Genomic DNA, 25,551 nt, shown 5'->3' with positions numbered 1-25,551 from the left:
TTGCCCAGATGGGGCGCAAGATGCCGGATGATCGGTTATTGTGCATAATGGAGCACAAAAATAGAGCAAGGGGACCGCTTCAGCAGTGGGTTGCGCCGCCCAATCTTCCCGTGTTCACTGCTAAAAAGGCCGAACTGCGAAAAAGGCCGGGGGATGATGCCAACAATCGACTTGAACGCCGATCTGGGCGAAGGCTATGGCCCCTGGGCGATGGGGGATGATGCGGCAATGTTCGGGCTGATCAGCAGCGCGAGTGTTGCTTGCGGCGGTCACGCCGGCGATGCCGAGACTATGTTCGCAAGCCTTAACTTGGCACAGCAGCATGGTGTGACGGTGGGGGCCCATCCGGGTTACGCGGACAAGGCGGGTTTCGGACGAAGAGTGATCCCGATGACGGCGGGGGAAATCGGGCGGATGGTTGCCGGGCAAATGGGAGCTCTGCTGGCCATCGCGGCGCTGACTGGCAGGCGTGTCCGCTATATCAAACCGCATGGGGCGCTGGCCAATCTGGCGGCGGTGGATGCGGATGTGGCCGAGGCCATTCTGGCGGCAACGCGGGCGGTGGATCCAGATTTGGCGGTTCTGGCCATTTCAGGAACGATGCTGGAGCAGCGTGCCGCAACCAGAGGCTTCGCCGTCTATAGCGAGATTTTTGCCGACCGGGGGTATCTGCCAAACGGGCAATTGGTGCCACGCCAGCATCAAGGGGCGATGATCCACGACCCCGAGACAGCCCTGAGCCGGCTGCTGCGGTTTATGGACAGCGGAAGGATGGCGGTGGTGGATGGGCCGCCTATTGCGCTGCGGGCGCAATCCATCTGTGTGCATGGAGACAATCCCCAAGCGGTGGGCATGGCGCGGAGAATCCGCGAAGGGCTGGCGGCACAGGGCGTCACGATCCGGTGCTTTGTGGGATGAAAGCGGTTTGTCGTCCGGTGGGGGGCCACGCGCTTTTGGTCGATTTTGCCGAACAGGTGACACCTGCGGTGACGGAGGCCATCCGGGCCATGGACCGGGCGCTGACAGCCGATCCGTTTGCAGGATTGCAAGAGGTGGTGCCCGGGCTTGTCGGCCTGATGGTCGTCTTTGACCCGCAACTGTGCGACCATGATCAGGTAAGGGCACAAATCACCAAAAGGCTGGGGCAACTTTCATCAGCTTTCGACAGGCCAAGGCAGCACAAAATTCCCGTTTGCTATGACAGCGCGTTTGGGCCGGATCTGGTGGATGTGGCCCAGCAAACGGGACTTTCGGTGGAAACTGTGATCGCAGCCCACACCAGCAGTCGTTTTGAGGTGACAATTTATGGTTTTGCGCCGGGCTATGCCTATTTGTCGGGGCTGGACCAATCACTGCGGCTGGACCGTAAACCCAGCCCCAAGCGGGGCGTTCCGGCGGGAAGCGTGGTGATCGCGGGCGGGCAATGCCTGATTACAACACTGACAATGCCGACAGGATGGTGGATCCTGGGGCAGTCGCCGCAGCCCATTTTGACCGGCGACGGGGCACGCCCCTTTCTTTTCGATGTGGGGGACAAGGTCAGTTTCCACCGCATCTCGCGCGCTCAATTCGAGAAGGGGCGGCGATGAAGGCTGTGCTGCACATTCTGCGGGTAGGACCGCAGGTGACGGTGCAGGATGCCGGACGCATGGGCCTGATGCGATTTGGCGTGCCCCAGTCCGGCCCGATGGATCGCGCCGCCTTTGCCCTTGCACAGAAAGCCATAGGCGGCGCAGGGGCGGGGGCTGGGATCGAAGTGTCGCGCGGGGGACTTCTGCTGGAGTGCCGCGAGGGGCCGGTGAATTTGGCCTTGGCGGGCGGCGGTTTTGCCGTCACGGCGGCGGGGGTTCCTGGGGATTCGTGGCAGGTGCTGACCCTGCAAACCGGCGACAGGCTTGATATCCGCCCCGGCCCTTGGGGCAGTTGGTGTTATCTGGTGTTTGGTGGGCGTTTGCAGGCCCCAAGCTGGCTGGGCAGCCAAGCGACCCATGCGCTGTCAAATCTGGGTGGCGGCACGCTGTTGGCCGGGCAAGAACTGATCATCGAAGATGTCGCGCCCAAAGTCCCCAGCCGCAGCCTGACCTGCCCGGTCTGGGCCCGCCCACGCCATGTCTTGCGGGCGGTGCCGGGTCCGCAAGAGCGTTTCTTTCCACCGGAGGCGCTGGAAACGCTGTTCACCACCCCGTTCCATCTGACGGATGCTTGGGACCGGATGGGGCTGCGTCTGCGTGGCCCCGCTTTGCGCCCCATCGCTGCCTTGCAAATCCCTTCGGGGCCCGTCTTGCGAGGGTCTTTGCAGCTTTCGGGTGAGGGGACGGCGACATTGCTGCTGGCCGATCATCAGACAACGGGCGGCTATCCGCGTCTGGCCACGGTGGTGGACAGCGATCTGGACGGTCTGGCGCAATGCCGCCCGCACCAGACCTTGCATTTTGAAAGGGTGACGCCCGAAGAGGCCATCAGCCTGATCCGCCACCAAAAGACGCGGTTGGCCCGCTTTCAACAAGGGTTGGCCTAACCACCAACCCGTCGGCGCGCCAGGATCGCCCCACCGCCTGCGCCACTGATCCGCGCCAAGGCCGCTTTCATCGGCTCTGCCGCTACCGCCATATAGGCGGCCGTCGCATGGATGATGAAGTCCGCATTCATCGCTAGCGCGACATGGCCCTTCCAAAAGAGCAAATCGCCGCGCTTTGCGGGCTTTTTGTCCGCGACCGCCTCGCCCAGCTTCATCTGCATATCGCTGTCGCCCGGACATTCGATGCCGCAGGCCCGCAGCGACAGTTGCACAAGGCCGGAACAATCCAGCCCTCCGCGCCCATTGCCGCCCCAAAGATAGGGCACCCCCAGATAGGTCTGCGCCACTGCAACGGGATCCTTGTGCCAATCGCCCAAGGCTTTGACATGCGCACGCGGCACGAAACCCCGCGTCGTTTCCAGCCAGTCGCCGCTTTCGCCTGTCACCCGCAGGCGACTGGTCATGGTCAGAGCCCCCAATTCCCGCACCTTCAGGTTCGGCTCGGGATAAAGATGCGTCGCCGGGGCAGACACCCAATGCGTCGCCTCTTCCGCCACGCCCAGCGCGCTTTCAGGAACCCAGCCGCAATAGCCATCCTTCGCCATCTGCACAAAGGCCCAGCCGTTGCGACGCTCCACCACGATGCCAGCGTCCCCTAGCAAGACCTGCCGGTCACGCGCCCCGCCCGGTTCGCCGCAAAGCTCGGCCAAGGGGGCCACAACCGTCGCCCCCTCCCCCGGAACGAAATCCGCCTCCACCTGCCCTCGCAGGCTTTCCAGGGCGAACCGCCCGCTCGACGGCGTCAAACGCCGGTCCATCACTCCAGCCCCAGCATCGCGGGCAAAGCCCCCAGCAAAGCCCGCGCGCCCTGCCCCACGCCCCCCTTCGGACGGCCCGGCGCATCGTTCGGCTGATGGGCATAGATGTCGAAATGCATGTAACGCGGATGGTCCGCAAAGCGCCGCAGGAACAGCGCCGCCGTGATCGACCCCGCAAAACTGCCCGAAGGCGCGTTGTCCAGATCGGCAATGCCCGGCTCGATCATCGGCTCATAGGGCTCCCAGAAAGGCAGACGCCAGACCGGGTCAAACGCTGGACCGGCGGCTTGTTCCAAAGCCCCGGCCATCACCGCATCATCCGTGTAATAGGGCGCCAGATCCGGCCCCACCGCCACCCGCGCCGAACCGGTCAGCGTCGCCATGCTGATCAGCACCTCAGGGTTTTCCTCGGCGGCCCAGGCCAAGGCATCCCCCAGAATCAACCGCCCCTCGGCATCGGTGTTGTTCACCTCCACCGTCAGGCCCTTGCGGCTGTTCAAGATGTCGCGCGGCCGCATCGCATTGCCGCTGACCGCGTTTTCCACCGCCGGAACGATCACCCGCAACCGGATCGGCAGGTTCAGCGACATGATCATCTGCGCCAGACCCATCACCGTTGCCGCACCGCCCATGTCTTTCTTCATCAAAAGCATGCCCGCCGAAGGCTTGATATCCAGCCCCCCGGTGTCAAAGCAAACGCCTTTGCCCACCAAGGTCAGGCTCGGGCCGCTGTCGCCCCAACGCAGTGACATGATGCGCGGCGCGCGCGGGCTGGCACGGCCCACGGCATGCACCATCGGAAAATTCTGCGCCAAAAGATCATCGCCCCGGATCACCTGTGTTGCCGCCCCAAAGCGTTCGGCCAGCGCCAGAAAGGCCGCCTCCAGTTCCGCCGGGCCAAGATCGCTGGACGGTGTGTTCACCAGATCGCGCGTCAGAAACTCACCCTCAACCATCGCCAAAAGCCGCGCTTCATCACAACCCTCGGGCAAGGCCAGAAGCGCGCCTTCCGCCGACGAGGCTTTCCGATAACGGTCAAAGCGATAGGTCGACAGCAGCCAGCCCAGCGCCGCCTCGTCCCGCTCTGCTTGGCTCAGATTGCCCGCCAACCGCCAGTTTCCTGCCGGCAAAGCACCCAAGGCTTTCGCCAAGCCAAAACGCCCGCGCGCCCGCGTTTTTGCGCTGCCAAATCCGGCCAAAGCAAAAGCCACGCCCGCATCGCCCGGCACCAGCAACAGATCACCAATTCCGGCCTTAAAGCCCGCCCCGGCAACCCAAGCCCTGACCCCATCGCTTTGTCCGGAAAGCCAGCTTTCCAAGGCATCGGCGGCAACCACCTGCACCACGCGGGCGGGGGCTTCGGCATCGGCAAAACGCAGTTCGGTCATCATCGGCTCCTGATCTTTGGCCTGACCCTAGCCTTTTGATCCCCGGACAGGAAGAACCCTAAACCGACTGGTCCATCAGATCGTGATCCGGGGCCAAGGTCCGCTCGGCCACCCGCAAAAGCCGCGCCCAGATTGCGGCAAAGGCCGTGGCATCACCCCGCGCCAGCATTTGCCGCGCATCGCCCGCTACGCTGGCAAAGCTGACAAGGCCCAATTGCTCGGCCATCCGTTCCACGCGGCGCAGCTGGCGGGCCAGATCGCCCAGATCATGCGCCACCACGCGTGCCGCCATATGCGCTGTCGTAAGCGCCAGTTCCCCCAGAACCCGCGCGATCACCTGATCGGCCGCCCCCGTCCCCATATCCTGATACATAGCCTGCACCGGCCCCGCATCCTGACGGACGCGCTCCCACAACCGCAGGACGCAAATTTCGGCTGTCATACCCCAACCCCGAAACGAATGTTCACCCAAGAACCATCCTGCGCCAGCGTGCTGAAGAAATGGTTGCCTTTGCAGCGGAAAAAGGCTCGAATTTTCTGCAAAGGCAAACTACCAAGGCCGGAACGGTAAGGAGAGCCAGATGCAGCACGCCAAACCCCTGCCCGCCTATCTGATCCAGCGCTTTCACGGCTGGCGGGCGACCTCGTATCAAGACAACAAGGCCTGGTTCAAACGGCTGGCCGAACGCGGCCAGCATCCGCGCGCTATGGTTATTTCCTGCTGCGACAGCCGCGTGCATGTCACCAGCATCTTTGGCGCGGATGAGGGCGAGTTCTTCATCCACCGCAACGTGGCCAATCTTGTGCCGCCCTATAACCCCGATGGGGAATACCACGGCACCTCGGCGGCGGTGGAATATGCCGTACGGGCGTTGAAAGTGGCGCATGTCGTGGTTCTGGGCCATTCCAGTTGCGGCGGCGTCAAGGGTTGCCATGACATGTGTGCCGGTCTGGCCCCAGAACTTCTGGAAAAATCCAGCTTTGTCGGCCGTTGGATGGACATCCTGCGCCCCGGTTTTGAACGGACGGCGGATGTGGCCGATGCCGAAGAAAGGGTGAAGGCGATGGAAAAGCAGGCTGTGCTGATCAGTCTGGAAAACCTGATGACCTTCCCCTTCGTCCGTGATGCGGTGGAAAACGACCATCTGACGCTGCACGGTCTGTGGACGAACACGGGCGAAGGCGAATTGCACCAGTTCGACCCGGCGATTGGCAGTTTTGCCGCCGTCTGACGCTTTTCATCTTGCGATCATGTGGAAGGGCGCAAGCTCTTCCACGGGCGCGACAAGGCAACGGTCACGAAAAGCCTGCACAGCAGGCCCACCATTGAATCATCGCTGACCCCACAACATCGGCTGCACCTGATAGCCGATGTAAAGCGGATGTTTCGGCATTCCCAATTGCGTCAGCCCCAGATGGAACAGCGGCAGGCCGGTGTGGCGCAGCAGGGTTTCGACCTCTGCCCCGCGCGAAAGATGTGCGCCGTGGCTGCCCCAGGCGCAGATGATTTGTTGCGCTTGTCCGGTGGCCGCCAAAATCGCCGCGTCGTTGGCGGGGCCGACAGGATCGGTCTGAGCGCGCATATCTTTCGGATCGGTGGCGCGGTAGGCGAAGATGTTGGCAACATGGAACGAGCCGAAACCCAAAGTCCGGGCGCGGCGTTCGCAGCGTTCGACCGTGGGGTCGTTCTGGTACTCTGTCGCCGTCGAAGGGTTCAGCATGACGAACAAGGCGCGAGGGCCTTGGGCATCCCAGATGCGGGTCAGGGCGTAGCGGTAAGATTCGCAGGGGGAATAGGTGGCGACACTGGCGGCGTCGCCTTTTTGAAATTCCCTTGTGATCAGCGCGCCGCTCACAGGTTGAACACCCGTTCGGGGGCCACTTCACCGCCCTGATAGCGGCCCAAGGCCAGCAGGTCGTCGCCACGCCAGACCTGCACGAGTTCCCCCCATTGCAGGCCGGGGGGCGAGATCACCTGACCGGCGTTGCCGTTCTTCAGCCGCACCTGACCGGATTCCGTCGCCTCGACGCGGGGGATGCCTTCCAGCGCGATGCTGACGGGCAAAAGCGCGGCTTCCAGGGTTTCGGTGGTCAGATCGTCCAAGGTTGTGGGAGCGAGGCCATCGGCGGCGTCAAACGGCCCTGACCATTCGCGCCGCAGCCAGACGACATGGCCCAGACAGCCCAAGGCCTGCCCCAGATCGCGGGCGATGGAACGGACATAGCCGCCCTTGCCACAGTCCATCTCGAACAGCGCCGTATCGGCATCGGGGGCTTCGACCAGTACCAGCCGTTCCACCAGCAAATCCCGTGCGGCAAGCTCCATCTCCACACCTTCGCGCGCCAGATCATAGGCGCGTTCGCCATCCACCCGCACGGCGGAGACTTGTGGCGGCACTTGACGGATCAGGCCGCGAAAGGCGGGAAGGGCGGATTCAATCTGTTCGCGCGTGGGCCGCAGATCGCGCGTTTCGACGATTGCCCCTTCAGCATCATCGGTGGTGGTCGAAGCCCCCCAGCGCACCAGAAAGCGATAGCCTTTGCTGGCATCGGTCACATAGGGCACGGTCTTTGTCGCCTCACCCAAAGCAATCGCCAGAACCCCCGTCGCGGCGGGGTCGAGCGTGCCCGCATGGCCTGCCTTTTGCGCCTGCAACAGCCAGCGCACCTTGGCGACCAAGGGCGTGGAACCCACGCCTGCCGGTTTGTCGATCACCAGCCAGCCGTTCACCGGCCTGCCCTTTTTACCGCGCGCCATCCCTTAGCCTTTCGGAACCACGAGGCCCACCATCGGCCCCATCGCCACGCCCCGGTCATCCCGCCCAAGGTCCGGCGCAAACAGGCGAGAGATGGTTCCGTCGAAATACAGCGCATTGGGCAGGCCCAGTTCATCGCGGAAGAATCGCGCGAATGTATGGAAATTCACCGGCGCTTCGGACAAGGCAAAAATCGCCTCGGCCGCATCCGCCGAAACGCCCACCCCATTGCGGATTTTATAGCTGTCGCTGTCGGGCAGGAAACGCGGATGTAAGGCTCCGTCGATCACCAGCATCGGCCCCGATTGGCTGGCGTGGCGGCAGGCAGGTGGATTTTCGGCATAGGCGCGCGATTCGATCACCGCCAGACGGTCCGGCATCACGCAGAAGACGCCATTCGGCAGCATGCCGAAATTGCCGGGGCCTTCGCGCGTCATCACGCCCAGTTTTTCAACGCCATCCTCGATCAGCAGGCCCACCGGCCCCCGGTCGGAATGATACATTCCCGCATTCATCGCCCAGCCGAGTTGCTGCCCCTTGGCGGACAGCATCGCCTGCACCGCGTCAAAGCTGCGATAGGCCTGCCCATCCGCCCCGGAATGGAACACGCGAATATCCTGCCCCGCTTTGGCGCGGCAGATCGTGTAGGTGACTTGTTCAAAGACCATTTCGCTGCAATCGGCCAAGGCGACGCTTGGCACGGCGCTTGCAAAGGCCAGCGCCAGAAACTTAGTCCTGATCCGTCTCAGCATCATCATCCCCAGCCGCCAGATCGCGCTGCACCCGTTCATCGGCGAACATCCGGCGGGTATCGTCCAGACGGTCAAACGTCTCATCCGGCAGAAACCGCAGATCGGGCGAGAATTTCAGGGTCAGTTGCTGCGAAACCTTGTGGCGCAATTCGCCCTTGTTGCGTTTCAGCGCGGCAATGGCGGTCTGCACGTCGCCGCCACCCAAGGGCATCACATAGGCCGTGGCGATTTTCAGATCGTTGGACACGCGCACTTCGCCGACGGTGATCGACATGCGGTTCAGGTCGGGGTCATGCACCTCGGCCCGGTTCAGCACGTCGGACAACGTGCGACGGATGAGTTCGCCCACACGCAGCTGACGCTGCACAGAGCTGGAGGAAGGTTGCTTTGCCATTTCGCGCATGTAGTCGCTTTTACGGCGCGCGGGAAGGGGCTAATGGGGTTGAAACCAAGCGGAGGGCGGGGAATGACCGATTTGCCAGGGATCGTGATCACGGGGGCGGCAGGGCGCATGGGGCAGATGCTGCTGCGCACAGTGCTGGCATCGGACAAGGCCCGTCTGGGGGGGGCACTGGTGCGGCCGGGTCATGCTTTGCTGGGGCAGGATGTGGGGGTCTCGCTGGGCTTGCCCGCCTGCGGTGTGGGTTATTCCGATGATCCGCTGCCCTTGTTTGCGACGGCGCAGGCGGTGATTGATTTTACGACGCCTGAGGCGACATTGCATCATGCGATGCTGGCCGCACAGGGGCGGGTGGTGCATGTGGTGGGCACGACAGGCCTGTCGGATGCCGACATCGCCGCCATCGGACGGGCCGCCCATCATGCGGTGGTGGTGCGGTCGGGGAACATGTCGCTGGGGGTGAACCTGCTGGCGGGGATCACGGAAACCGTGGCGCGGGCCTTGGATGCGGGCTGGGACATTGAGGTGGTCGAGGCGCACCACAACCGCAAGGTCGATGCCCCTTCCGGCACGGCGCTGCTGTTGGGTGAGGCGGCGGCCAAAGGGCGCAATGCGCTGTTGGCCGACTTGCGGACCCCGGCACGTGAAGGCATCACCGGGGCGCGGGTTGAGGGGACCATCGGTTTCAGCGCCATTCGCGGCGGGGATATCGTCGGCGAACATGACGTGATCTTTGCCGGACCGGGCGAACGCATTGTCCTGCGGCATATGGCGACCGACCGGGCGATCTTTGCCAAGGGGGCCTTGGCGGCGGCGCTTTGGGGAATCGGCCAAAAGCCGGGGCACTACGACATGCAGGATGTTCTGGGGATGAAGTGATCCGGCGCGGCGGTTGGGGCGTAAAAGCCTATCATCCAACCGCCGGGGGCCCCAGATGATCCGCCTTGCAATGGTTTTGCTGTTTTGGACGGGCGCTGCCCAAGCGCAGGATTTTCAGCCAGTGCGTGACAAGGCGCAGTTTCTAGACCTGATCGAAGGGCGCAATCTGCGTCATGGGTTTTACGGGATTGACCTGACGATCACGCCGCAGGGCCAGATCAAGGGCAGCGCGCTGGGTTGGCCTGTGACAGGGCAATGGCAGTGGAAGGACGGCTGGTTCTGCCGCGACATGGATTGGAGCGGGACGCCGATCCCCTATAACTGCCAACTGGTCGAGGCGAAGGGTGAGGATGTGCTGCGCTTTACCGTCGATCAGGGGGCAGGCGACAGCGCGCAGTTCCGGCTGCGTTAGGTTTTCAGGTGGTTCAGAATTTTTTCCACCCGCTGCGCACGTGAGCCGCTGATTTCCAGCACATTCGGCCCGTCTTCCAGCAGAACCAAATCATCCTCAACCACGATCTTATGCAGCCGCGCATCCACCTTGCGCCGCAGCGCTGGGTGTTCGATGGTGACTTTGATGTCATCACCCACCGGCACAAAGACGATCAGATCGAGGCTTTGCAAAGCCCTTTCGATCTGCGCCAACAGACGGCCATGCGGTTCCCATTCAAAACCTTCGGCGGGGCTGACCACATCCAGATAGGCCAGATAATCCAAAGGGCAGCGGTCAAAGATCAGGTCGCGCTGCGCCACTGTCGCCAGGATCAGCTTGCAGCTTTGTTCCAACTGCTCTTCAAGATCCGCCGTATTCACCCCATCGGCAAAGACCATGCCTTCCTCGGCCAGCAGCCAATAGGGTTCGGGCACGGATTCATACCCCGCAGCGGCCGCGACGAAATCGTCGATCAGGGTTGTCTTGCCGGTGCCGTGGCTGCCGGTCACGGCGATCCGCATGTGTTAAAGGTCAAACGTTGCAAAGACCGGCACATGGTCGCTGGGCTGGTCCCAACCGCGCACGGGGCGCAGGATGCGGCTGCCGTGCGCCGCACTGGCGATGTCGGGCGTGGCCCAGATATGGTCCAGCCTGCGCCCCTTATCCGCCGTATCCCAATCGGGCGACCGATAGGACCACCACGAATAAAGCCGACCCTCGGGGATATTGGCACGAGTCACGTCGACCCATTTCCCCGCCTCCATCACCTGCCCGAAATGGTCCACCTCGATCGGCGTATGGCTGACGATTTTCAGCAGCGCCTTGTGGTTCCACACGTCATCTTCACGCGGCGCGATGTTCAGGTCACCCACCAGAATGGCCTTTTGCGGCGCATCGGCGCGGAAGGCGTCGCGCATATCCGTCAGGAAATCCAGCTTTTGCCCAAATTTCTCATTCACCGTGCGGTCGGGAATATCCCCCCCGGCGGGCACATAGAAATTGTGAATCACCACGCCATTTTCCAGCCGCGCCGCCACATGCCGCGCATGGCCGAGTTTCGCGTAATCGCTGTCGCCATGATCGGTGATCGGCAGCTTCGACAGGATCGCGACCCCGTTATAGCCCTTTTGCCCCCGCGCCACGATATGCGTGTAACCCAGCGCCGCAAACACATCGCGCGGGATCAGATCGACGGGGCATTTGCATTCTTGCAGGCACAGGATGTCGGGCGTTTCTTCACGCAGCAGACGGCTGACCAGTTCGGCCCGCAAGCGGACCGAGTTGATGTTCCACGTGGCAAGGGTAAAGGGCATCGGCGGTCTCCGGTTTGGCTGGGACCGCCTTTGCAACATATTCGGCGCTTTGGGTAAAGCCGGTTAGTTGATCGTGTAGGAAGGGGCCGAACAGATGTCGGCGCTGTCTTCGATCACGTCGCCGTCCGAAAACACCATCCGCAGGTCAAAGGCGCAATTCTCGCCCGCACCGGTGATCGACACTTCGCCGCTGGCCCCCGAAGGCAGCACTTGTCCGGCAAGGATATTGTCTTCCCAGCTCGCGGCGTCGGCCGACGAAGCATACAGTTCCACCAGATCGACGCCCGACTGGTTTGTCACCGTGAACACCAGATCCTGGGCCACCGCAGGCAGACCGGCAAAAGTGGCGATCAGGGCCACACCGGACAAACGCGCGAAACCAAACATCCGACTACTCCATTGGGGCAGGGCTCTGCCCGGATCGATGCATGATGCACCTGCGGAAAAGGTAGGGATTCACGGCGAATTTACAAGTGGTGAGCCAAGTGCTTGATTCCGAAAACGGAACCGGAAAAGGTGGCTTGGAACAACAGGGAATCACCATGCAGGCGACCACCGGTCTTTGGGCCAACCGCAACTATCGGCTGGTGTTTTCGGCCAGTGCCATCACCAATCTGGGCGACGGGGTGGCGCTGGTCGCGCTGCCGTGGCTGGCCAGCCTGATCACCCGCGATCCGGTGATGATTGCCTTGGTGGCGACGGCGGGCCGCCTGCCTTGGCTGTTGTTTTCGTTGCCTGCCGGGGTGATCACCGACCGGGCCAACCGGCAAAAGCTGGTCATGCGCGCCGATGCCCTGCGTTGCATTCTGATGCTGGGGGTTGTGGCGGTGGCAATGGCCCACGTCCGCAGCCCCGCCCTGATCTGGGTGCTGGCGCTGCTGGCCTTTCTGTTGGGGGCGGCCGAGGTGATCCGCGACAATGTGGCGCAAACCCTGCTGCCCGCCATCGTAGCCCCTGCGCAGTTGGAGAAAGCGAATGGCCAGATGTGGAGCATGGAACAGGTGCTGAACCAGTTCATCGGCCCACCCTTGGCGGGTCTGCTGATCGGGGCCAGCATTGCGCTGCCTTTCGGGCTGGATGCTGTGACCTTTGCGTTGTCGGTCCTGCTGATTTCGCAGATGATCCTGCCTGCGCAGGCTCTGCGCCCCCATCTGGCGTTTTGGCCCGCCCTGCGGGAGGCATGGGATTGGCTGAAGACCCACCCCGAGATTCTGCGGCTGGCGCGGATGCTGGCCTTGGTGAATGCGGCCTATGCCTGCTGCCTGACCATTCTGGTGCTTTATGCGCAAGAGGTGCTGGGGCTTTCCTCGACCGGCTATGGGCTGATGCTGACGCTGGCCGCCTTGGGCGGGGTTCTGGGTGGCCTTGCCGCCCCCCGCATCGCCGCTCGGCTTGGCACCGAGCGCACCATCCTATTTTCGGCTTTCACCGCCTTGCTGGGCTATCTGATCATGGCGCTGACCGCGCATCCCTTGGCGGCGGCTTTGGCGCTGGGGCTGGAAGGGTTCGGCGCGGTGCTGTGGAATGTTGTGACGGTCAGCTATCGACAAAGGGTGATCCCTGCCGAACTGCTGGGCCGGGGCAATGCGATCTATCGGTTCTTTGGCACGGGGGCGATGGCCTTGGGCACCTTGGCCGCCGGTTCCATTGTGGCCGGTCTGGAAAGCCCCTTGGGCCGCGACGTGGCGTTGCATGCGCCCTATGCGCTGGCCGCGCTGATCTATGCCGGGCTGATCGGGGCGCTGATCCGAAAACCTTTGGGATTCAAATAAAAAGGGCCGGGCCAATGGCCCGGCCAAGTCCAACAGGGAGGATGCCGTGCCATAACCCCGACACGACAAGGGGAACCTTTAGGCCCATGCATTTGCGCCATAATGGAAACATAGCCACTGATTCGGGCGAGATTAAGCCTGCATTGCAAAGAAACCGGGGCCGTTGCTGCACAATCACGGCGCGACTGCCCGCAATTCGGGCAAAGGCGGCAAAAAAAGGCCGGGCATAAAGCCCGGCCAAGTCCAACAGGGAGGAGTGGTGCGCCATGACCCCGACGCACCAAGGGGAACTTTAGGCCACCAACCGATAGCCACCGCTTTCGGTCACCAGCAGGCGGGCATTCGAGGGATCGGGTTCGATCTTCTGCCGCAAGCGATAGATATGGGTTTCGAGTGTATGTGTTGTGACACCCGCATTGTATCCCCAGACCTCGTGCAACAGGACATCCCGTGCGACCAAGCCGTGGCTGGCGCGATAGAGGTATTTCAGGATGTTGGTTTCCTTTTCCGTCAGGCGGATCTTTTTGTCCTTTTCATCCACCAGCATCTTTTGCGCCGGTTTGAACGTGTAGGGCCCAAGCTGGAAAACAGCGTCTTCCGACTGTTCATGCGTGCGCAACTGGGCGCGGATGCGGGCCAGCAGGACTGGAAATTTAAAGGGCTTGGTCACATAATCATTTGCCCCGGCATCCAGCCCAAGGATCGTATCGGCATCGGTGTCATGCCCCGTCAGCATCAGGATCGGGCTTTTCACCCCGGCCTTCCGCATCCGGCGGCACAACTCGCGCCCATCGGTGTCGGGCAGGCCGACATCCAGGATCACCAGATCGAAATGGCCTGCCTTGGCCTTTTCCATCCCGTCATGGCCATTCGCGGCCTCGAACACGTCGAAATCCTCGGTCATCACCAACTGTTCGCTCAGCGCCTCGCGCAGGTCGTCGTCGTCGTCCACCAGAAGAATTTTGCGCAAACCGGCCATGATACCCTCCGTTCGTTGAGGAACACTTGGGGCCAATGCACGGTTCCGGCAACGGGTCGGAAAGATTTCTCACGCGGACGTGTCGCCTGCGGGGGATATGTTTCAATTCCTTGCTGGGCGGCGTAGGAATTGCGGGAATGGAGAGCATGATGAGCCTGACGCCCACCCCCGCCGAACGCCTGAACCGCGCCCGCGCCGACCTGCGGGCGGGGCTTCCGGTGATGATGGGCGGGGCTTTGGTCGCGGCGGTTGAGACGTTGACGCCCGCACGTCTGGCCGATTTGCGGGCTTTGGGTGCGCCGGAACTGGCGATCACGCTGCGGCGGGCGGAAACGCTGAAGGCGCGGGCCTATGACGGCGATCTGGCGCGGCTGGCCTTGCCATCCGATGCGGGGCTGGAATGGTTGTGCGCCATGGCCGATCCGGCGGATGATCTGCGGGTGCCGATGAAAGGTCCGTTTCGCCATATCCGCGAGGGGGATGCGACTGTCCACCGCGCAGGCATCGCCTTGGCCAAGTCAGCGCATTTGTTGCCCGCCTGTCTGGTGATCGCCGTGGCGCAAGACTTCGCCGACCTGACCCATCTTTTGCCGGGCGACGTACCGCTTGGCCCGCAGGGTCTGACCGAAGTCGTGTCCGCCCGCTTGCCGATGCAGGCGGCCAAGGCCGGTCGGGTCCACATCTTCCGGCCCGGCGACGGGGGGGAAGAACACTACGCCGTGGAAATCGGCCAGCCAGACCGCGCGCAGCCCGTGCTGGCGCGGCTGCATTCGGCCTGCTTTACGGGCGATGTTCTGGGCAGCCTTAAATGCGACTGCGGCCCGCAACTGCGTGCGGCCTTGGGCCAGATGGGGGTCGAAGGGGCGGGGGTTCTGCTGTATCTGAACCAAGAGGGCCGGGGGATTGGGCTGGCGAACAAGATGCGGGCCTATGCCTTGCAGGATCAGGGCTTTGACACGGTCGAGGCGAACCACCGTCTGGGGTTTGAGGATGACGAAAGGGACTTTCGCCTTGGCGCGCAAATCCTGCGTGAAATGGGCTTTTCCGCCGTCCGCCTGCTGACCAACAACCCGCGCAAGATCACCATGATGCAGGCCCAAGGCATTCAGGTCGCCGAACGGGTGCCCCTGCATGTCGGCGAAACGCAGGAAAACCGCGCCTATCTGGCCACGAAAGCTGCCAAATCGGGGCATCTTTTATGAGGGGTGATTTGATCGTCACGCCGCAGGTGGCCCATTTCCGGGGCCGTTTCCTGCCCTGTTCCATCGGCCGCAGCGGCCTGATTGCCGCCGGGGAAAAGCGTGAAGGTGACGGCGCCACACCCTTGGGCCGCCACCGCATCCTTGGCCTACTTTACCGCCCTGACCGCCTGTCTCGCCCGACCCCCTGGGCCACACCCATCGGCCCCACCGACCTGTGGTCCGATGATCCCGCCGATCCGGCCTACAACAGCCCCGTCCGGCACCCCCACGGCTTTTCGCATGAAAAATTGCGCCGCTGCGACCCCATGTATGACCTGATCCTGCTGACCGACTGGAACTATCCCCATGCCGCCCCCGGCAAGGGTTCGGCCATCTTTGTCCACACCTGGCGCGCGCCCCGCCGCGCCACGGCGGGATGCGTCGCCTTTTCCCGGTCCGATCTTCGTTGGCTGGCCGGGCATTTGATGCCCGGTGCAACACTGATCATCCAGCGCTGATCAGGCGGCCGGGATTTCCGCCAGATCAAACCAGACGGGAATCCCCCTTTCGCGCGCAATCCGCACATCCTGATCCGCCCCGCTCGATGCCCCCGGCAGCCGCAAGACGCCATCGCAATGCGCGAGCAGGCGGTGGGCTGTCGGGTGCATCACCGCCTCATAATTCTCGCTGCCCGGCTCACCGCCGCCTGCCCCTTGCAGAATGGGCAGGGCCGCCCATTCCCCAATCATCGGCACATGGCCTTTCTGAAAGATCGGATAGGCCGCCGCCTCCAGCCGCGCCAGATTGACTGCCATTTTCGCGGGGTCGTCGCCGGTGCCCGAACGATAGGGGCCAGCAATCAGGATCATCATGGGTTTCATCGCATTCTCCTTTTCCAGGTTTCGCCATTGCACGATTTTTCTGATTCGTGCAATATCGTGCAAACAGACGAGAACGCTATGCTGACAACCGAACGCAAATCCCTGCTACTGGCACGCCTCGCCCAAACCGGGCGCTTGGTCGCCCGCGATCTGGCGGCAGAACTGGCCCTGTCCGAAGACACGATCCGCCGCGACCTGCGGGAACTCGCCGCCGAGGGGCACTTGCTGCGCGTGCATGGCGGGGCGTTGCCCCTTTCCCCCACCCACCGCCCCATGGCGCAAAGACAGGGGATGCAGGTTCAGGCCAAGGCGCAATTGGCCCAAAAGGGCGCGGCGCTGATCCGACCGGGGCAGATCGTGATCCTTGACGGCGGCACCACCCATCTGGCGCTGGTCGCCGCCCTTCCCAAAGACCTACCCTGCACCATCATCACCCACGCCCCCGGCATCGCGGCCGCGCTGGAGCCTTTCCCAAAGATCGAGGTGATCCTCATCGGGGGCCGCCTCATGCGGCATTCCATGGTGGCGATGGGGGCCGAGACCACGGCAAGCTTCGCCCGCATCCGCGCCGATCTGTGCTTTCTGGGCGTGACCGGCGTGCATCCTGAAACCGGCCTCACGACCGGCGACGCCGAAGAGGCCGCCTTGAAACGCATCATGCTGGGCCAAGCCGCCGAAGGCGTGGTGCTGGCGACCGAGGATAAGCTGGGCACCAGCAGCCCCTGGGGCATCGCGGGGTTAAACACTGTGCGGGTTGTGACGACAGGCGACAGGCCGGTGTGGTTGGGGGCCTGACGAAAGCCTTTCAAACAAATCGCCCCGGCGCAACGGCCGGGGCGATTTGTTTTCCTGAAAGGGCCTAAGGCTACCCATCCACCCGAATGCGCGCATTCGTCGGGTCATGCGGGCTGTCCTCGACCACCACCGCATCCCATTCTTGCAACAGCATCTTGACCTTCAGCTTGGTCCCCACTTCCGCCAGATCCGGCCGCACATAGCCCATGCCGATCTGCTTGCCGAAAGCCACCGAATAGCCACCCGAGGTCAGACGTCCCACCTTCACCCCGTCCAACAACAGCGCCTCTTTCCCCCAAGGATCGGTGTCCGAAGGCCCGTCAATCAGCAGCGTCACGCATTTGGCACGGATGCCCGTCGCCAGCATTTCCGCCTTGCCTTGGAAATCCTTGTTCAGATCGACGAAGCGATCCAGACCGCCCTCCAAAGGCGTCGCATCACGACCCAGTTCGGTGCCGAACGCCCGGTAAGATTTTTCCTGCCGCAGCCAGTTCTGCGCCCGCGCACCGACCAGTTTCAGCCCATGCTTTTCCCCGGCCTTCAGCAGTTGATCCCAAAGGTTCCGCTGCATCTCGATCGGGTGGTGCAACTCCCAGCCCAATTCCCCGGTATAGGCCACCCGGATCGCCCGCACCGGAACCATGCCCAGTTCAATGTTCCGGCACGACAACCAAGGGAACCGCTTGTTCGACAGCGCGGTTTCCGGCGTCGCGTCCTTGATGATCTCATTCAAAATCTTGCGGCTGTTCGGCCCGGCAATCGCAAAGACCCCCCATTGCGTCGTCACATCTTGAATTTCGACATAGCCGAATTGCGACGCCATATCTTCCGCGCATTTGCGCATGTAGTCGGCGTCGTAATCCGTCCAAGCGCCTGCCGAAACCAAATAATACTCATGCTCCGCCAGCCGGACGATGGTGTATTCCGTCCGCGTGGTGCCCGTGGGTGTCAGCGCATAGGTCAGGTTGATCCGGCCGACCTTGGGCAAGGCATTGGTCGTGAACCAATCGAGGAAAGCCGTCGCCCCCGGCCCCGCCACGCGATGCTTGGTAAAGGCGGTGGCATCCACCAGACCCGCCGTTTCGCGGATGGCTTTCGCCTCTTCCACCGCATATTGCCACCAGCCGCCCCGGCGGAAGCTGCGGGAATTGTGGTCGAAATCTTCGGGCGCGTCCTTCGGCCCGTAATAGATCGGCCGCTCCCAGCCGTTCACTTGCCCAAACTGCGCGCCCAGCGCCTTTTGCCGCTCATAGACGGGCGCAGTCCGCAAAGGACGGCAGGCTTCACGCTCTTCGTCCGGGTGGTGCAGGATAAAGACATGCTCATAGCATTCCTCATTCTTCCGCGCCGCATATTCCGTGGTCATCCACTGCCCGTAACGACGCGGATCAAGGCTGGCCATGTCAATCTCGGCCTCTCCCTGCGTCATCATCTGCGCCAGATAATAACCCGTTCCGCCCGCCGCGGTGATCCCAAAACTAAACCCTTCCGCGATCCACATGTTCCGCAGACCCGGCACCGGGCCAACCAAGGGGTTGCCATCCGGCGTATAGCAAATCGGCCCGTTGAAATCGTCCTTCAGACCCACGGTTTCCGCCGAAGGCAGGCGGTGGATCATCGACATATACTCCGCCTCGATCCGCTCCAGATCCAGCGGGAACAGGTCCGCCCGGAACGAGGCAGGCACGTCATACAGGAACCGCGCCGGGGCGTTCCGCTCATACGGCCCCAAAATCCAGCCGCCGCGTTCTTCGCGCACATACCATTTCGCATCGGCATCGCGCAGAACCGGGTGTTCCGGGTTGTTCTTGCGGTATTCCACCAGCATCGGATCGGGTTCCGTCACGATGAACTGATGTTCCACCGGAATCGCCGGGATTTTCACCCCCAACAACCGCGCCGTGCGCTGCGCATGGTTGCCCGTTGCCGTCACCACATGTTCGGCGGTGATTTCAAATTTGTCCTCGGACGCCACCAGATTGCCGCCCTGATCGACCATCCGCGTGCAGGACACGATCCATTCGCTGCCCGTCCAGCGATAGCCATCGACCTGAATCTTGCGCTCAATCGTCGCACCCAGCTGCCGCGCGCCCTTGGCCATCGCTTGGGTCACATCGGCGGGGTTAATATAACCGTCCTGCGGGTGATACAGCGCCCCCACAAGATCAGAGGTGTTCAGCAGCGGCCAGCGGTCCTTCATCTGGCTCGGCGTCAGGAATTCATGATAGACCCCGGCGGTTTCCGCGACCGACGAATACAGCATGTATTCGTCCATCCGTTCCTGATGCTGCGCCATCCGCAGATTGCCCACCACGGCAAAACCCGCGTTCAGCCCGGTCTCCGCCTCAAGCCCCTTGTAGAAATCGACCGAGTATTTGTGGATATGCGTCGTCGCATAAGACATGTTGAACAGGGGCAAAAGCCCCGCCGCATGCCAGGTCGAACCCGAGGTCAGTTCATCCCGTTCGATCAGCATCGTGTCCCAGCCCGCCTTGGCCAGATGATAGGCAATGCCATTCCCGACCGCACCGCCGCCGACAACAAGGGCTTTCACGTGGGTTTTCACAGGGGCGTTCATCGGCGACTCCTTCGCGTGGCTTTTCCCTTTCATGCCCGATTGGCAAAACCGGGGTCACGATGACCCGACCTTTGCGGGCAAAAAACGACGCCGATGCGCATTTGCGCCACAGGCCATAGTGTTGACAACTTCGTGAATACAATTCTGGGTTGCGCCACTTTTCAGCAAAGGACATTGACCATGACGCCGCACTTCGCCGTTTTGTCCGCCACCGCCCTCGCCCTTTCCTTGGGCACGGCCCTTGCCGAAGATCAGGTTCATTGGGCCTATGAAGGCCCCGGCGGCCCCGATCATTGGGGCGAGCTTTCCAAAGAGGCTGGGGCCTGCGCCATCGGTCTGGAACAATCACCCATCGACCTGACCCACGGCATCGGTGCCAGCGCCCCGCCGGTCGCTTTGGCCTGGAATGCCGAGGCCACTTGGTCGGTGGCCAACAACGGCCATACGATTCAGGCCAATGGCACCAACGCCGGCAAGATGACGGTCGATGGCAAGGACTATGACCTGCTGCAATTCCATTTCCACCACCCTTCCGAACATGCCATCGACGGCCAGCATTCCCCGATGGAGGTGCATTTCGTCCACAAAGCCGCGGACGGGGCCTTGGCGGTTCTGGGCGTCATGTTGGTCGGCGGCGGTGCCGAGGGGCCGATGGACGCCATCATGCAAACCGCCCCGCAGACCGAAGGAGAGGTTCCCTTGGGCACCGCCGACCTATCGGCCTTTCTGCCCGAAAAGCCAGGTTTCTTTCGCTATGCCGGATCGCTGACCACGCCCCCCTGTTCGGAAATCGTGCTTTGGACGGTGATGCGCGATCCCGTCGCCGTCTCGGACGCCTCGCTTGCCGCCTTTGCCACGCTGTTCCCGATGAACGCCCGCCCCCTGCAAGCCGCTCATCGACGGTTCATTCTGGAAAACTAAGGGGCGGGACAGTGCGATTGGTCGGTTCGATAGCCCTTGCCAATTCCCCTGATCGGCGCTTCTACTGTCAAGATTGAACACGCCGGACCCCCATGAACGCTGCCGACTTGCCTTCTTCTGTGCCGCCAAAATTTGGCAGCTTGCGTCAAGTTCTGATCGTGATCAGCCTTTTCTGGCTGATCGAATGGCAGACCCAATCGCTGTATTTTTTGTCGGCTGACCGCTTTTCCATCGCGGGCTTGCAATGGCTTTTGGCCATGACGCTGATGATCGTGGCGGGACTAGCCTTGGGTTGCCAGATCGCTGGCCGCAGTGCCGATCTGGGTCGGCTGATCGTCATCATCTTTCTGTTGGCCTGCCTGACCCGACCCTTGATCTGGCTTTCCCACAACCTTTTTCCAGCGCCGCCGAAAACCCACGTCTTGGCCTTTGCCGAATTGGCGCAGCAGGTCTTGCCGGTCTTGGCAATTTTCTGGCTGATCACCGGCGGTCGGCGGCAAGGGCTTTGGCGTGGTGCCTTGGTCGCGTTGTGCTTTTTGATGGCCCAAGGGGCAAGTCAACGCTTTCTGCTTTTCGAGCCGATGGTCTATAGGCTGCCGCCACCTTCCAAGCCGCCCATCAATGTCGAGGCCCTTTATCTGGCGCAGCCGCAGCTGTTGCAGGATCAATTGGCGGCTCTTCCTGCCCAAGATCCAGCCAAGGCCGAGGTTTTTGGCCTGTTGCTAGGGGGAAGTGCCCACCAATCGGTGTTTTTAAGCGAGGTCGAGCAGGGCGGCGCGATCCTGGAAAAGGCCTATGGGGCGGACGGACATTTCTTGCAGCTGGTCAACAGTGATGACGTCCCGCTGCGCTATCCCTTGGCCAACCGCACCAATCTGGAAATAGCCCTAGGAGCCTTGGCACGTCATGTTGGGCCCGAAGATATCCTGTTTCTGTATATGACCTCGCACGGGCGCGAAGACCTGTTCAAATTGGAATTCGCCGAGGCGGGCACCACCAACCTTGTCGCCCGCGATTTCGCCGCCATGCTGGATCGCGCCAGCATTGGCCCCGCCGTGATCGTGCTTTCGGCCTGCCATTCCGGTTCGTTCATTGACGAACTCGCCGCGCCCGACCGCCTGATCTTGACCGCCGCAGCCGCCGACCGCACCTCTTTCGGTTGTCGTGACGGCGGGGATTGGACCTATTTTGGTCGGGCACTGTTGGCCGAGGCTTTGGTGGTTCAGCCGGACCCACGGCGGGCTTTTGCCAGTGCCTTGACCAGCATCGCGGCGCGGGAGGCGGCCGAGGATCTGCAACACAGCCTGCCCCAGATCAGCGAAGGGGCACGCATCGGCGCTTTGATTGACGCCGTTCTGGCCCAGCAACCCGCCTTGCGCCCCTAGCGGAAAGCCGTTGACCGTCCCACGTTTTCCGCGCATGTCGATCGCATGATCACGCGGCCTTCTATTTCCGGCATCGCCCCCCTGCGCCTTGTGGCGCAGATGCTGATGCTGCTGCCCTTTGTGATCCTTTCGCTCTTCGCGCCGGGCGTCATGCCCACCCGTGGCGCGGACGGCACGATGCAGGTCGTTCTCTGTTCCCCCGAAGGCCCGGTTCACGTCACCATCGGCCCCGATGGCACACCGATCCCCACCCAGGACCAGCCCCGCGACGATCGTTGTGATTGGGCGGTGAACCATGTTGATCTGGCGTTGCTGACCACCCCGGCCCTGCCGACGCCCCTTGAAATCAGCCTTGCCATGCCGCAGGCCGATCTTTGGGCCGACCACCGCCCCGCCCATGATCCACGCGGCCTTTATGCCCGGGGACCGCCCGCCCAGCTTTGATCTTTGTGTTCCAAACCCAAACATCAAAGGCTGATCATGACCGAACTGACCCAACCGGGGGCAAGCGCCCCGGCAGGCGACAACCGCCTGAACAAGCTTTATTTCGCCGTCTGGCGCTGGCATTTCTATGCCGGTCTCTATGTCATCCCCTTTCTCTGCATGCTGGCCGTTACCGGCCTGATCATGCTCTGGATCGCCGTGCTTTCCGGCCTTGGCGATGAAAAGATGACCGTCACGCCGGGGGATGCGCTTCTCCCCCTCGCCCAACTGCAAACTGCGGCCGAGGCCGCCGTTCCCGGCACCACCGCCACGCAATATGTGGGCCCCCTCTCGCCCGAACATGTCGCCGTCTTTGCCGTCGCCAGCGATGCGGGCACCACGGGCGTCACCTTGAACCCCTATACTGGGCAGGTTCTGAACACCTTCCCTTGGCGTGCGGGCTGGTATGATCTGGCCAATGACATCCATGGCAGCCTGCTGATCGGCACGCTGGGCGACCGGTTGATCGAGATCGCCGCCTGCCTGACCCTTTTGCTCATCGCCACCGGCCTCTATCTGCATTGGCCGCGCAACGGCAGCGGCTGGCGGCAAGCGCTGGTCCCCGCGACCAAGGCCAAAGGCCGCGCCATCTGGAAATCCCTGCACGGTGCTGTCGGCCTCTGGGTCTCGCTGGTTCTGGTCGTCTTCCTGATCTCGGGCCTGTCTTGGGCGGGCATCTGGGGTGAGAAATTCGTGCAGGCCTGGTCCACCTTCCCCGCCGAAAAATGGGACAACGTGCCCCTGTCGGATGCCACCCATGCCAGCATGAACCATGACGCCGCGAAAGAGGTACCTTGGGGGCTGGAACAGACCCCTCTGCCCCTGTCCGGTTCGCGCGCCGGAACACAGGCCATCAGCGGTATGGTTGACATCGACAGCGTCGGTGCCTTTGCCGCTTCCCTTGGCTTCAACGGACGCTATCAGCTGAACCTGCCCGGCGGCGAAGGCGCGGTCTGGACCATCAGCCATGACAGCATGTCGAACGATGGCCCCAGCCCCACCGCCGACCGCACGATCCACATCGACCAATACACCGGCAATGTTCTGGCCGATGTCGGCTTTGCCGATTATTCGTTCTATGCCAAGGCGATGGCTGTCGGCATTGCCTTTCACGAAGGCGACATGGGCTGGTGGAACGTGGCACTGAACAGCACGCTTTGCCTGTCGATCCTTTTCCTCAGCGTCTCGGGTTTGGTCCTTTGGTGGAAGCGCCGCCCGGCGGGCGCCTTGCGTCTGTCCGCTCCTCCCCGCCCTGATCTGGTGCCGCTGACCCGTGGTGTTGTCTTGATCACATTGGTTCTTTCGATGGCCTTTCCCATGCTGGGGCTAACCCTGCTGGCCGTCTTGGCGCTGGACCTGTTGGTTCTGACACCGCTGCCCCGGCTGAAGCGGGCGCTGTCCTGAACTGGGGAACCCAAGGGCGGGGGGCCGAGGCCCCCGCCCTTATCGCAGCCAGACCCGCGCCTGTGGCGGCAAGGAAATCACCCCGCCATGCAATGTGACCTGTGCATCCGACAATTCATCGCGCCCCAACCGCACCCCATGCGCCGTCAGCCAGCTTTCCGGCAAATGCGCCCAGTTGTCGCCAAAATTGAACAGGCATAAAATCGTGCCGGTCGGCGCCAATCTCTGAAAGCTGAACACTCCCGGTGCCGGGTTCGCAATCACCCGTGTCGGCACATCGGCATGAAGCCCCGCCGTGGCTGCGCGCCGTGCCAGAATATGCCGCAAGCCCCGGAAAACCTGTCCCGATGGCCCATTGTCGCTTTCCCGACGCGCCGCCACTTCCCAATCCATCCGGGGCCGATGCACCCAGCGGCTGTCATGCGCGTGGTGGGGATCATTGCGATAGGAATAATCGTTCAGCATCGCCAGCTCGTCCCCCATATAGACCAGCGGAATGCCCCCAAAGGCCGCAATCAGCGCATGGCCCATCAGGATGCGCTGCACCGCCACCTGCCTTGCCGCCTCATCCCCCGCCCGCTCCAAACCCGCCAGCGAGGCGAAAGATCCCGAAATCCGCTTGTCGCCCGTCGCCGGATTCTCCTGAAACAATTCACCCGCCGCAAAAGAGCCTGGTGCTGTGCCTTCATAAAAATCCGACAGCCAGGCCCGATGCGCCTGCCCACTGAACCCCAGCGCCGCCGCGTCCTCATCCGTCACCGCCCAGCCGATATCGTCATGGCAGCGGATATAGGTCGCATAGGTCGCATTGTTCAGCCGTTCCGGAAAATGGCTGGACAGGACATGCGTCATCAGCCCCGTATCCCGCGCCGCCAGCGCATTCCAGAACTGCACCATCAGGCTGTTGTGATAGGCAAGGTTGCCTTCCCGCCCGTCATGGCGCCCCCGCCCCAAGTAGGGCAGCATTTCCGACGGTGATACAATCGCCTCTTCCAGATGGATCACTGCCGGACAGGCAATGCGGCAACAGGCGCGCAGGGCTTGCAGCAGCATATGAACCTCGGGCTCTGATTGGCAGCGCGTGCCCATCCGCTTCCACATAAAGGCCACCGCATCCAACCGCAGAACATCGACACCGCTGTTGGCCAGATGCAACATCACCCCGACGATTTCCAGAAAGACCTGCGGATTGGCCCAGTTCAGATCCCATTGATGTTCGTTAAAGGTCGTCCAGACCCATTTGCCCAAATCGGGATAGTGCGTGAAATTCCCTGGCGCATGTTCCGGAAACACTTCTACCAGCGACCGTTCATATTGGTCGGGCAGATCGGGGCTGTCGAACATCAGGTAATAGGCTTGATGCGTCGCGTCCCCTGCCTTGGCCCGTTCCGCCCATTCATGCTCTTTCGCCGTATGGTTCAGCACCAGATCGACACACAGCGCGATGCCCCTTTCGCGGAAAGCCTTCGCCACGGCCTGAAAATCCGCCATCGTGCCATAGGCTGGGTTGATCTGCCGATAATCCATCACCGAATAGCCGCCATCGCTGTCACCGGGGCGCGGCTTCAAGCAGGGCATCAGATGCACATAGGTGATCCCAAGGTCCGCCAGATAATCCAGATGGTCCAGCACCCCCCGCAAATTCCCTGCGAACCGGTCGATGTAGAAGACATAGCCCGCCCGGTCAGGACGCATGAACCAATCGGGTTCCAGATCGCGTTGCAGGTCCAGTGTTTTCAGATCGGCCGACCGGTCCTTCCAACCCTTTTTCAGAAAGGCCAAAAGATCATTCTGAAAACGGGCATATTGCGGCAGATGGCCATAGAGTTCCTCAAGCATCGGCCAAAGGTCCGGCCCCGAACGGCCCAAACGCAAATCGAAAATCTGATCATCGGCCTTGGTCATGTTGTTCCCC

Annotated in this window: 28 protein-coding genes; 14 read left to right on the top strand and 14 right to left on the bottom strand. The window is 62.4% G+C overall.

Translation table 11 applies throughout. The features are described 5' to 3' along the window. Positions 1 to 156 precede the first annotated feature (156 nt). The 3 genes from IE095_RS10025 to IE095_RS10015 are packed head-to-tail and all read left to right on the top strand — an operon-like array spanning position 157 to position 2,518. The gene (locus IE095_RS10025; RefSeq protein WP_189411508.1) at positions 157 to 918 is read left to right on the top strand and encodes a LamB/YcsF family protein; all 762 of its coding nucleotides are present in this window, start codon (positions 157 to 159) and stop codon (positions 916 to 918) included. Continuing rightward, positions 915 to 1,589 (top strand): 5-oxoprolinase subunit B family protein, encoded by a 675-nt coding sequence (locus IE095_RS10020; RefSeq protein WP_189411507.1) that lies wholly within the window; start codon positions 915 to 917, stop codon positions 1,587 to 1,589. The genes IE095_RS10025 and IE095_RS10020 overlap by 4 nt, the downstream gene beginning before the upstream one ends. After that, a complete protein-coding gene (locus tag IE095_RS10015) occupies positions 1,586 to 2,518 on the top strand; it encodes a 5-oxoprolinase subunit C family protein (protein WP_189411506.1) in 933 nt (310 codons plus the stop codon). Before IE095_RS10020 ends, IE095_RS10015 begins: the two co-directional genes overlap by 4 nt. Here the strand turns inward: IE095_RS10015 and IE095_RS10010 are convergent. Genes IE095_RS10010 through IE095_RS10000 form a run of 3 tightly spaced genes read right to left on the bottom strand, consistent with a single transcriptional unit; the run spans position 2,515 to position 5,166 of the window. Beyond that, positions 2,515 to 3,336, bottom strand: a complete 822-nt coding sequence (locus IE095_RS10010; protein ID WP_189411505.1) for a C40 family peptidase — start codon at positions 3,334 to 3,336, stop codon at positions 2,515 to 2,517. The genes IE095_RS10015 and IE095_RS10010 overlap by 4 nt on opposite strands. Then, positions 3,336 to 4,724: a leucyl aminopeptidase family protein gene (locus tag IE095_RS10005; RefSeq protein WP_189411504.1), complete on the bottom strand. Its 1,389-nt coding sequence runs from the start codon at positions 4,722 to 4,724 to the stop codon at positions 3,336 to 3,338. Before IE095_RS10005 ends, IE095_RS10010 begins: the two co-directional genes overlap by 1 nt. A 58-nt stretch (positions 4,725 to 4,782) precedes the next feature. Then, positions 4,783 to 5,166: a hypothetical protein gene (locus IE095_RS10000; RefSeq protein WP_189411503.1), complete on the bottom strand. Its 384-nt coding sequence runs from the start codon at positions 5,164 to 5,166 to the stop codon at positions 4,783 to 4,785. A 139-nt stretch (positions 5,167 to 5,305) separates the two neighbouring features. On the opposite strand from IE095_RS10000, the gene IE095_RS09995 reads away from it, so the two are divergent. Then, positions 5,306 to 5,956 (top strand): carbonic anhydrase, encoded by a 651-nt coding sequence (locus tag IE095_RS09995; RefSeq protein ID WP_189411502.1) that lies wholly within the window; start codon positions 5,306 to 5,308, stop codon positions 5,954 to 5,956. A gap of 99 nt (positions 5,957 to 6,055) precedes the next feature. Here the strand turns inward: IE095_RS09995 and IE095_RS09990 are convergent, their stop codons facing one another. The 4 genes from IE095_RS09990 to rbfA are packed head-to-tail and all read right to left on the bottom strand — an operon-like array spanning position 6,056 to position 8,626. Further along, positions 6,056 to 6,568, bottom strand: a complete 513-nt coding sequence (locus IE095_RS09990; protein WP_189411600.1) for a DUF1643 domain-containing protein — start codon at positions 6,566 to 6,568, stop codon at positions 6,056 to 6,058. Positions 6,569 to 6,576: 8 nt separating this feature from the next. Then, positions 6,577 to 7,482, bottom strand: coding sequence for a tRNA pseudouridine(55) synthase TruB (gene truB / locus IE095_RS09985; protein ID WP_189411501.1), 906 nt, complete (start codon positions 7,480 to 7,482; stop codon positions 6,577 to 6,579). 3 nt (positions 7,483 to 7,485) lie between these two features. Next, on the bottom strand, positions 7,486 to 8,232 hold the full coding sequence (locus tag IE095_RS09980; protein WP_373295407.1) for a phosphodiester glycosidase family protein: 747 nt from the start codon (positions 8,230 to 8,232) through the stop codon (positions 7,486 to 7,488). Continuing rightward, positions 8,210 to 8,626 carry a 30S ribosome-binding factor RbfA gene (gene rbfA, locus IE095_RS09975; RefSeq protein WP_189411500.1) on the bottom strand — a complete coding sequence of 139 codons (417 nt, stop codon included), beginning with the start codon at positions 8,624 to 8,626 and terminating at the stop codon, positions 8,210 to 8,212. The genes IE095_RS09980 and rbfA overlap by 23 nt, the downstream gene beginning before the upstream one ends. Positions 8,627 to 8,698: 72 nt before the next feature. On the opposite strand from rbfA, the gene dapB reads away from it, so the two are divergent. Continuing rightward, the gene (gene dapB / locus IE095_RS09970) at positions 8,699 to 9,511 is read left to right on the top strand and encodes a 4-hydroxy-tetrahydrodipicolinate reductase (protein ID WP_189411499.1); all 813 of its coding nucleotides are present in this window, start codon (positions 8,699 to 8,701) and stop codon (positions 9,509 to 9,511) included. Positions 9,512 to 9,566: 55 nt separating this feature from the next. Next, positions 9,567 to 9,923: a dihydrodipicolinate reductase gene (locus IE095_RS09965; protein WP_189411498.1), complete on the top strand. Its 357-nt coding sequence runs from the start codon at positions 9,567 to 9,569 to the stop codon at positions 9,921 to 9,923. Here IE095_RS09965 and IE095_RS09960 read toward each other — a convergent pair. From IE095_RS09960 to IE095_RS09950, 3 genes are all read right to left on the bottom strand, one after another. Continuing rightward, positions 9,920 to 10,465, bottom strand: a complete 546-nt coding sequence (locus tag IE095_RS09960) for an ATP/GTP-binding protein (protein ID WP_189411497.1) — start codon at positions 10,463 to 10,465, stop codon at positions 9,920 to 9,922. The genes IE095_RS09965 and IE095_RS09960 overlap by 4 nt on opposite strands. A 3-nt stretch (positions 10,466 to 10,468) precedes the next feature. Then, complete coding sequence (locus IE095_RS09955) at positions 10,469 to 11,257, bottom strand: exodeoxyribonuclease III (protein ID WP_189411496.1); 789 nt, start codon at positions 11,255 to 11,257, stop codon at positions 10,469 to 10,471. A 63-nt stretch (positions 11,258 to 11,320) separates the two neighbouring features. Further along, positions 11,321 to 11,644: a hypothetical protein gene (locus tag IE095_RS09950; RefSeq protein WP_189411495.1), complete on the bottom strand. Its 324-nt coding sequence runs from the start codon at positions 11,642 to 11,644 to the stop codon at positions 11,321 to 11,323. A 155-nt stretch (positions 11,645 to 11,799) separates the two neighbouring features. Here IE095_RS09950 and IE095_RS09945 point away from each other — a divergent pair, with 155 nt between their 5' ends. After that, entirely contained in the window at positions 11,800 to 13,029 is a 1,230-nt protein-coding gene (locus IE095_RS09945; protein ID WP_189411494.1) for an MFS transporter, read from the top strand. 292 nt (positions 13,030 to 13,321) lie between these two features. Here the strand turns inward: IE095_RS09945 and IE095_RS09940 are convergent, their stop codons facing one another. Next, on the bottom strand, positions 13,322 to 14,008 hold the full coding sequence (locus tag IE095_RS09940) for a response regulator transcription factor (protein ID WP_189411493.1): 687 nt from the start codon (positions 14,006 to 14,008) through the stop codon (positions 13,322 to 13,324). A gap of 149 nt (positions 14,009 to 14,157) precedes the next feature. On the opposite strand from IE095_RS09940, the gene ribA reads away from it, so the two are divergent. Continuing rightward, positions 14,158 to 15,210 carry a GTP cyclohydrolase II gene (gene ribA, locus IE095_RS09935; protein WP_189411492.1) on the top strand — a complete coding sequence of 351 codons (1,053 nt, stop codon included), beginning with the start codon at positions 14,158 to 14,160 and terminating at the stop codon, positions 15,208 to 15,210. After that, a complete protein-coding gene (locus IE095_RS09930) occupies positions 15,207 to 15,707 on the top strand; it encodes a L,D-transpeptidase family protein (protein ID WP_189411491.1) in 501 nt (166 codons plus the stop codon). The genes ribA and IE095_RS09930 overlap by 4 nt, the downstream gene beginning before the upstream one ends. Here the strand turns inward: IE095_RS09930 and IE095_RS09925 are convergent, their stop codons facing one another. Further along, complete coding sequence (locus IE095_RS09925) at positions 15,708 to 16,070, bottom strand: hypothetical protein (protein ID WP_229804687.1); 363 nt, start codon at positions 16,068 to 16,070, stop codon at positions 15,708 to 15,710. Between the two features lie 78 nt (positions 16,071 to 16,148). Between IE095_RS09925 and IE095_RS09920 the strand changes: the two genes are divergently transcribed. After that, entirely contained in the window at positions 16,149 to 16,865 is a 717-nt protein-coding gene (locus IE095_RS09920) for a DeoR/GlpR family DNA-binding transcription regulator (protein WP_189411490.1), read from the top strand. Positions 16,866 to 16,935: 70 nt separating this feature from the next. Here IE095_RS09920 and IE095_RS09915 read toward each other — a convergent pair whose 3' ends face one another. After that, complete coding sequence (locus IE095_RS09915; RefSeq protein ID WP_189411597.1) at positions 16,936 to 19,431, bottom strand: GcvT family protein; 2,496 nt, start codon at positions 19,429 to 19,431, stop codon at positions 16,936 to 16,938. A 192-nt stretch (positions 19,432 to 19,623) separates the two neighbouring features. Here IE095_RS09915 and IE095_RS09910 point away from each other — a divergent pair, with 192 nt between their 5' ends. The 4 genes from IE095_RS09910 to IE095_RS09895 all read left to right on the top strand — a co-directional run bounded on the left by IE095_RS09910 (position 19,624) and on the right by IE095_RS09895 (position 23,636). Continuing rightward, positions 19,624 to 20,364 (top strand): carbonic anhydrase, encoded by a 741-nt coding sequence (locus IE095_RS09910; RefSeq protein WP_189411489.1) that lies wholly within the window; start codon positions 19,624 to 19,626, stop codon positions 20,362 to 20,364. A gap of 140 nt (positions 20,365 to 20,504) precedes the next feature. Next, positions 20,505 to 21,749: a C13 family peptidase gene (locus tag IE095_RS09905; RefSeq protein WP_229804685.1), complete on the top strand. Its 1,245-nt coding sequence runs from the start codon at positions 20,505 to 20,507 to the stop codon at positions 21,747 to 21,749. A gap of 45 nt (positions 21,750 to 21,794) precedes the next feature. Continuing rightward, positions 21,795 to 22,193, top strand: a complete 399-nt coding sequence (locus IE095_RS09900) for a DUF2946 family protein (RefSeq protein WP_189411487.1) — start codon at positions 21,795 to 21,797, stop codon at positions 22,191 to 22,193. A gap of 36 nt (positions 22,194 to 22,229) precedes the next feature. Further along, on the top strand, positions 22,230 to 23,636 hold the full coding sequence (locus IE095_RS09895; protein WP_189411486.1) for a PepSY-associated TM helix domain-containing protein: 1,407 nt from the start codon (positions 22,230 to 22,232) through the stop codon (positions 23,634 to 23,636). A 39-nt stretch (positions 23,637 to 23,675) separates the two neighbouring features. Here IE095_RS09895 and IE095_RS09890 read toward each other — a convergent pair whose 3' ends face one another. Next, positions 23,676 to 25,541, bottom strand: a complete 1,866-nt coding sequence (locus IE095_RS09890; RefSeq protein ID WP_189411485.1) for an alpha-amylase family protein — start codon at positions 25,539 to 25,541, stop codon at positions 23,676 to 23,678. Between the last annotated feature and the right edge of the window lie 10 nt (positions 25,542 to 25,551).

Origin of the sequence: Neogemmobacter tilapiae (assembly GCF_014652215.1) — a bacterium.
Classification (GTDB): Bacteria; Pseudomonadota; Alphaproteobacteria; order Rhodobacterales; family Rhodobacteraceae; genus Neogemmobacter; species Neogemmobacter tilapiae.
The sequence above is the reverse complement of the archived record's forward strand: the minus strand, read 5'-3'. Positions and strand labels throughout refer to the sequence as shown.

What these genes read in the sequence shown, in the direction of transcription:
- IE095_RS09995 (WP_189411502.1), top strand. Translation starts at nt 5,306, where the DNA reads ATGCAGCACGCCAAACCCCTGCCCGCCTATCTGATCCAGCGCTTTCAC.
- IE095_RS09890 (WP_189411485.1), bottom strand. Translation starts at nt 25,541, where the DNA reads ATGACCAAGGCCGATGATCAGATTTTCGATTTGCGTTTGGGCCGTTCG.
- IE095_RS10005 (WP_189411504.1), bottom strand. Translation starts at nt 4,724, where the DNA reads ATGACCGAACTGCGTTTTGCCGATGCCGAAGCCCCCGCCCGCGTGGTG.
- rbfA (WP_189411500.1), bottom strand. Translation starts at nt 8,626, where the DNA reads ATGGCAAAGCAACCTTCCTCCAGCTCTGTGCAGCGTCAGCTGCGTGTG.
- IE095_RS09960 (WP_189411497.1), bottom strand. Translation starts at nt 10,465, where the DNA reads ATGCGGATCGCCGTGACCGGCAGCCACGGCACCGGCAAGACAACCCTG.
- dapB (WP_189411499.1), top strand. Translation starts at nt 8,699, where the DNA reads ATGACCGATTTGCCAGGGATCGTGATCACGGGGGCGGCAGGGCGCATG.
- IE095_RS09920 (WP_189411490.1), top strand. Translation starts at nt 16,149, where the DNA reads ATGCTGACAACCGAACGCAAATCCCTGCTACTGGCACGCCTCGCCCAA.
- ribA (WP_189411492.1), top strand. Translation starts at nt 14,158, where the DNA reads ATGAGCCTGACGCCCACCCCCGCCGAACGCCTGAACCGCGCCCGCGCC.
- IE095_RS09945 (WP_189411494.1), top strand. Translation starts at nt 11,800, where the DNA reads ATGCAGGCGACCACCGGTCTTTGGGCCAACCGCAACTATCGGCTGGTG.
- IE095_RS09965 (WP_189411498.1), top strand. Translation starts at nt 9,567, where the DNA reads ATGATCCGCCTTGCAATGGTTTTGCTGTTTTGGACGGGCGCTGCCCAA.
- IE095_RS09940 (WP_189411493.1), bottom strand. Translation starts at nt 14,008, where the DNA reads ATGGCCGGTTTGCGCAAAATTCTTCTGGTGGACGACGACGACGACCTG.
- IE095_RS09930 (WP_189411491.1), top strand. Translation starts at nt 15,207, where the DNA reads ATGAGGGGTGATTTGATCGTCACGCCGCAGGTGGCCCATTTCCGGGGC.
- IE095_RS10010 (WP_189411505.1), bottom strand. Translation starts at nt 3,336, where the DNA reads ATGGACCGGCGTTTGACGCCGTCGAGCGGGCGGTTCGCCCTGGAAAGC.
- IE095_RS09950 (WP_189411495.1), bottom strand. Translation starts at nt 11,644, where the DNA reads ATGTTTGGTTTCGCGCGTTTGTCCGGTGTGGCCCTGATCGCCACTTTT.
- IE095_RS10000 (WP_189411503.1), bottom strand. Translation starts at nt 5,166, where the DNA reads ATGACAGCCGAAATTTGCGTCCTGCGGTTGTGGGAGCGCGTCCGTCAG.
- IE095_RS09895 (WP_189411486.1), top strand. Translation starts at nt 22,230, where the DNA reads ATGACCGAACTGACCCAACCGGGGGCAAGCGCCCCGGCAGGCGACAAC.
- IE095_RS09980 (WP_373295407.1), bottom strand. Translation starts at nt 8,232, where the DNA reads ATGCTGAGACGGATCAGGACTAAGTTTCTGGCGCTGGCCTTTGCAAGC.
- IE095_RS10015 (WP_189411506.1), top strand. Translation starts at nt 1,586, where the DNA reads ATGAAGGCTGTGCTGCACATTCTGCGGGTAGGACCGCAGGTGACGGTG.
- IE095_RS09925 (WP_229804687.1), bottom strand. Translation starts at nt 16,070, where the DNA reads ATGAAACCCATGATGATCCTGATTGCTGGCCCCTATCGTTCGGGCACC.
- truB (WP_189411501.1), bottom strand. Translation starts at nt 7,482, where the DNA reads ATGGCGCGCGGTAAAAAGGGCAGGCCGGTGAACGGCTGGCTGGTGATC.
- IE095_RS10020 (WP_189411507.1), top strand. Translation starts at nt 915, where the DNA reads ATGAAAGCGGTTTGTCGTCCGGTGGGGGGCCACGCGCTTTTGGTCGAT.
- IE095_RS09900 (WP_189411487.1), top strand. Translation starts at nt 21,795, where the DNA reads ATGATCACGCGGCCTTCTATTTCCGGCATCGCCCCCCTGCGCCTTGTG.
- IE095_RS09910 (WP_189411489.1), top strand. Translation starts at nt 19,624, where the DNA reads ATGACGCCGCACTTCGCCGTTTTGTCCGCCACCGCCCTCGCCCTTTCC.
- IE095_RS09955 (WP_189411496.1), bottom strand. Translation starts at nt 11,257, where the DNA reads ATGCCCTTTACCCTTGCCACGTGGAACATCAACTCGGTCCGCTTGCGG.
- IE095_RS10025 (WP_189411508.1), top strand. Translation starts at nt 157, where the DNA reads ATGCCAACAATCGACTTGAACGCCGATCTGGGCGAAGGCTATGGCCCC.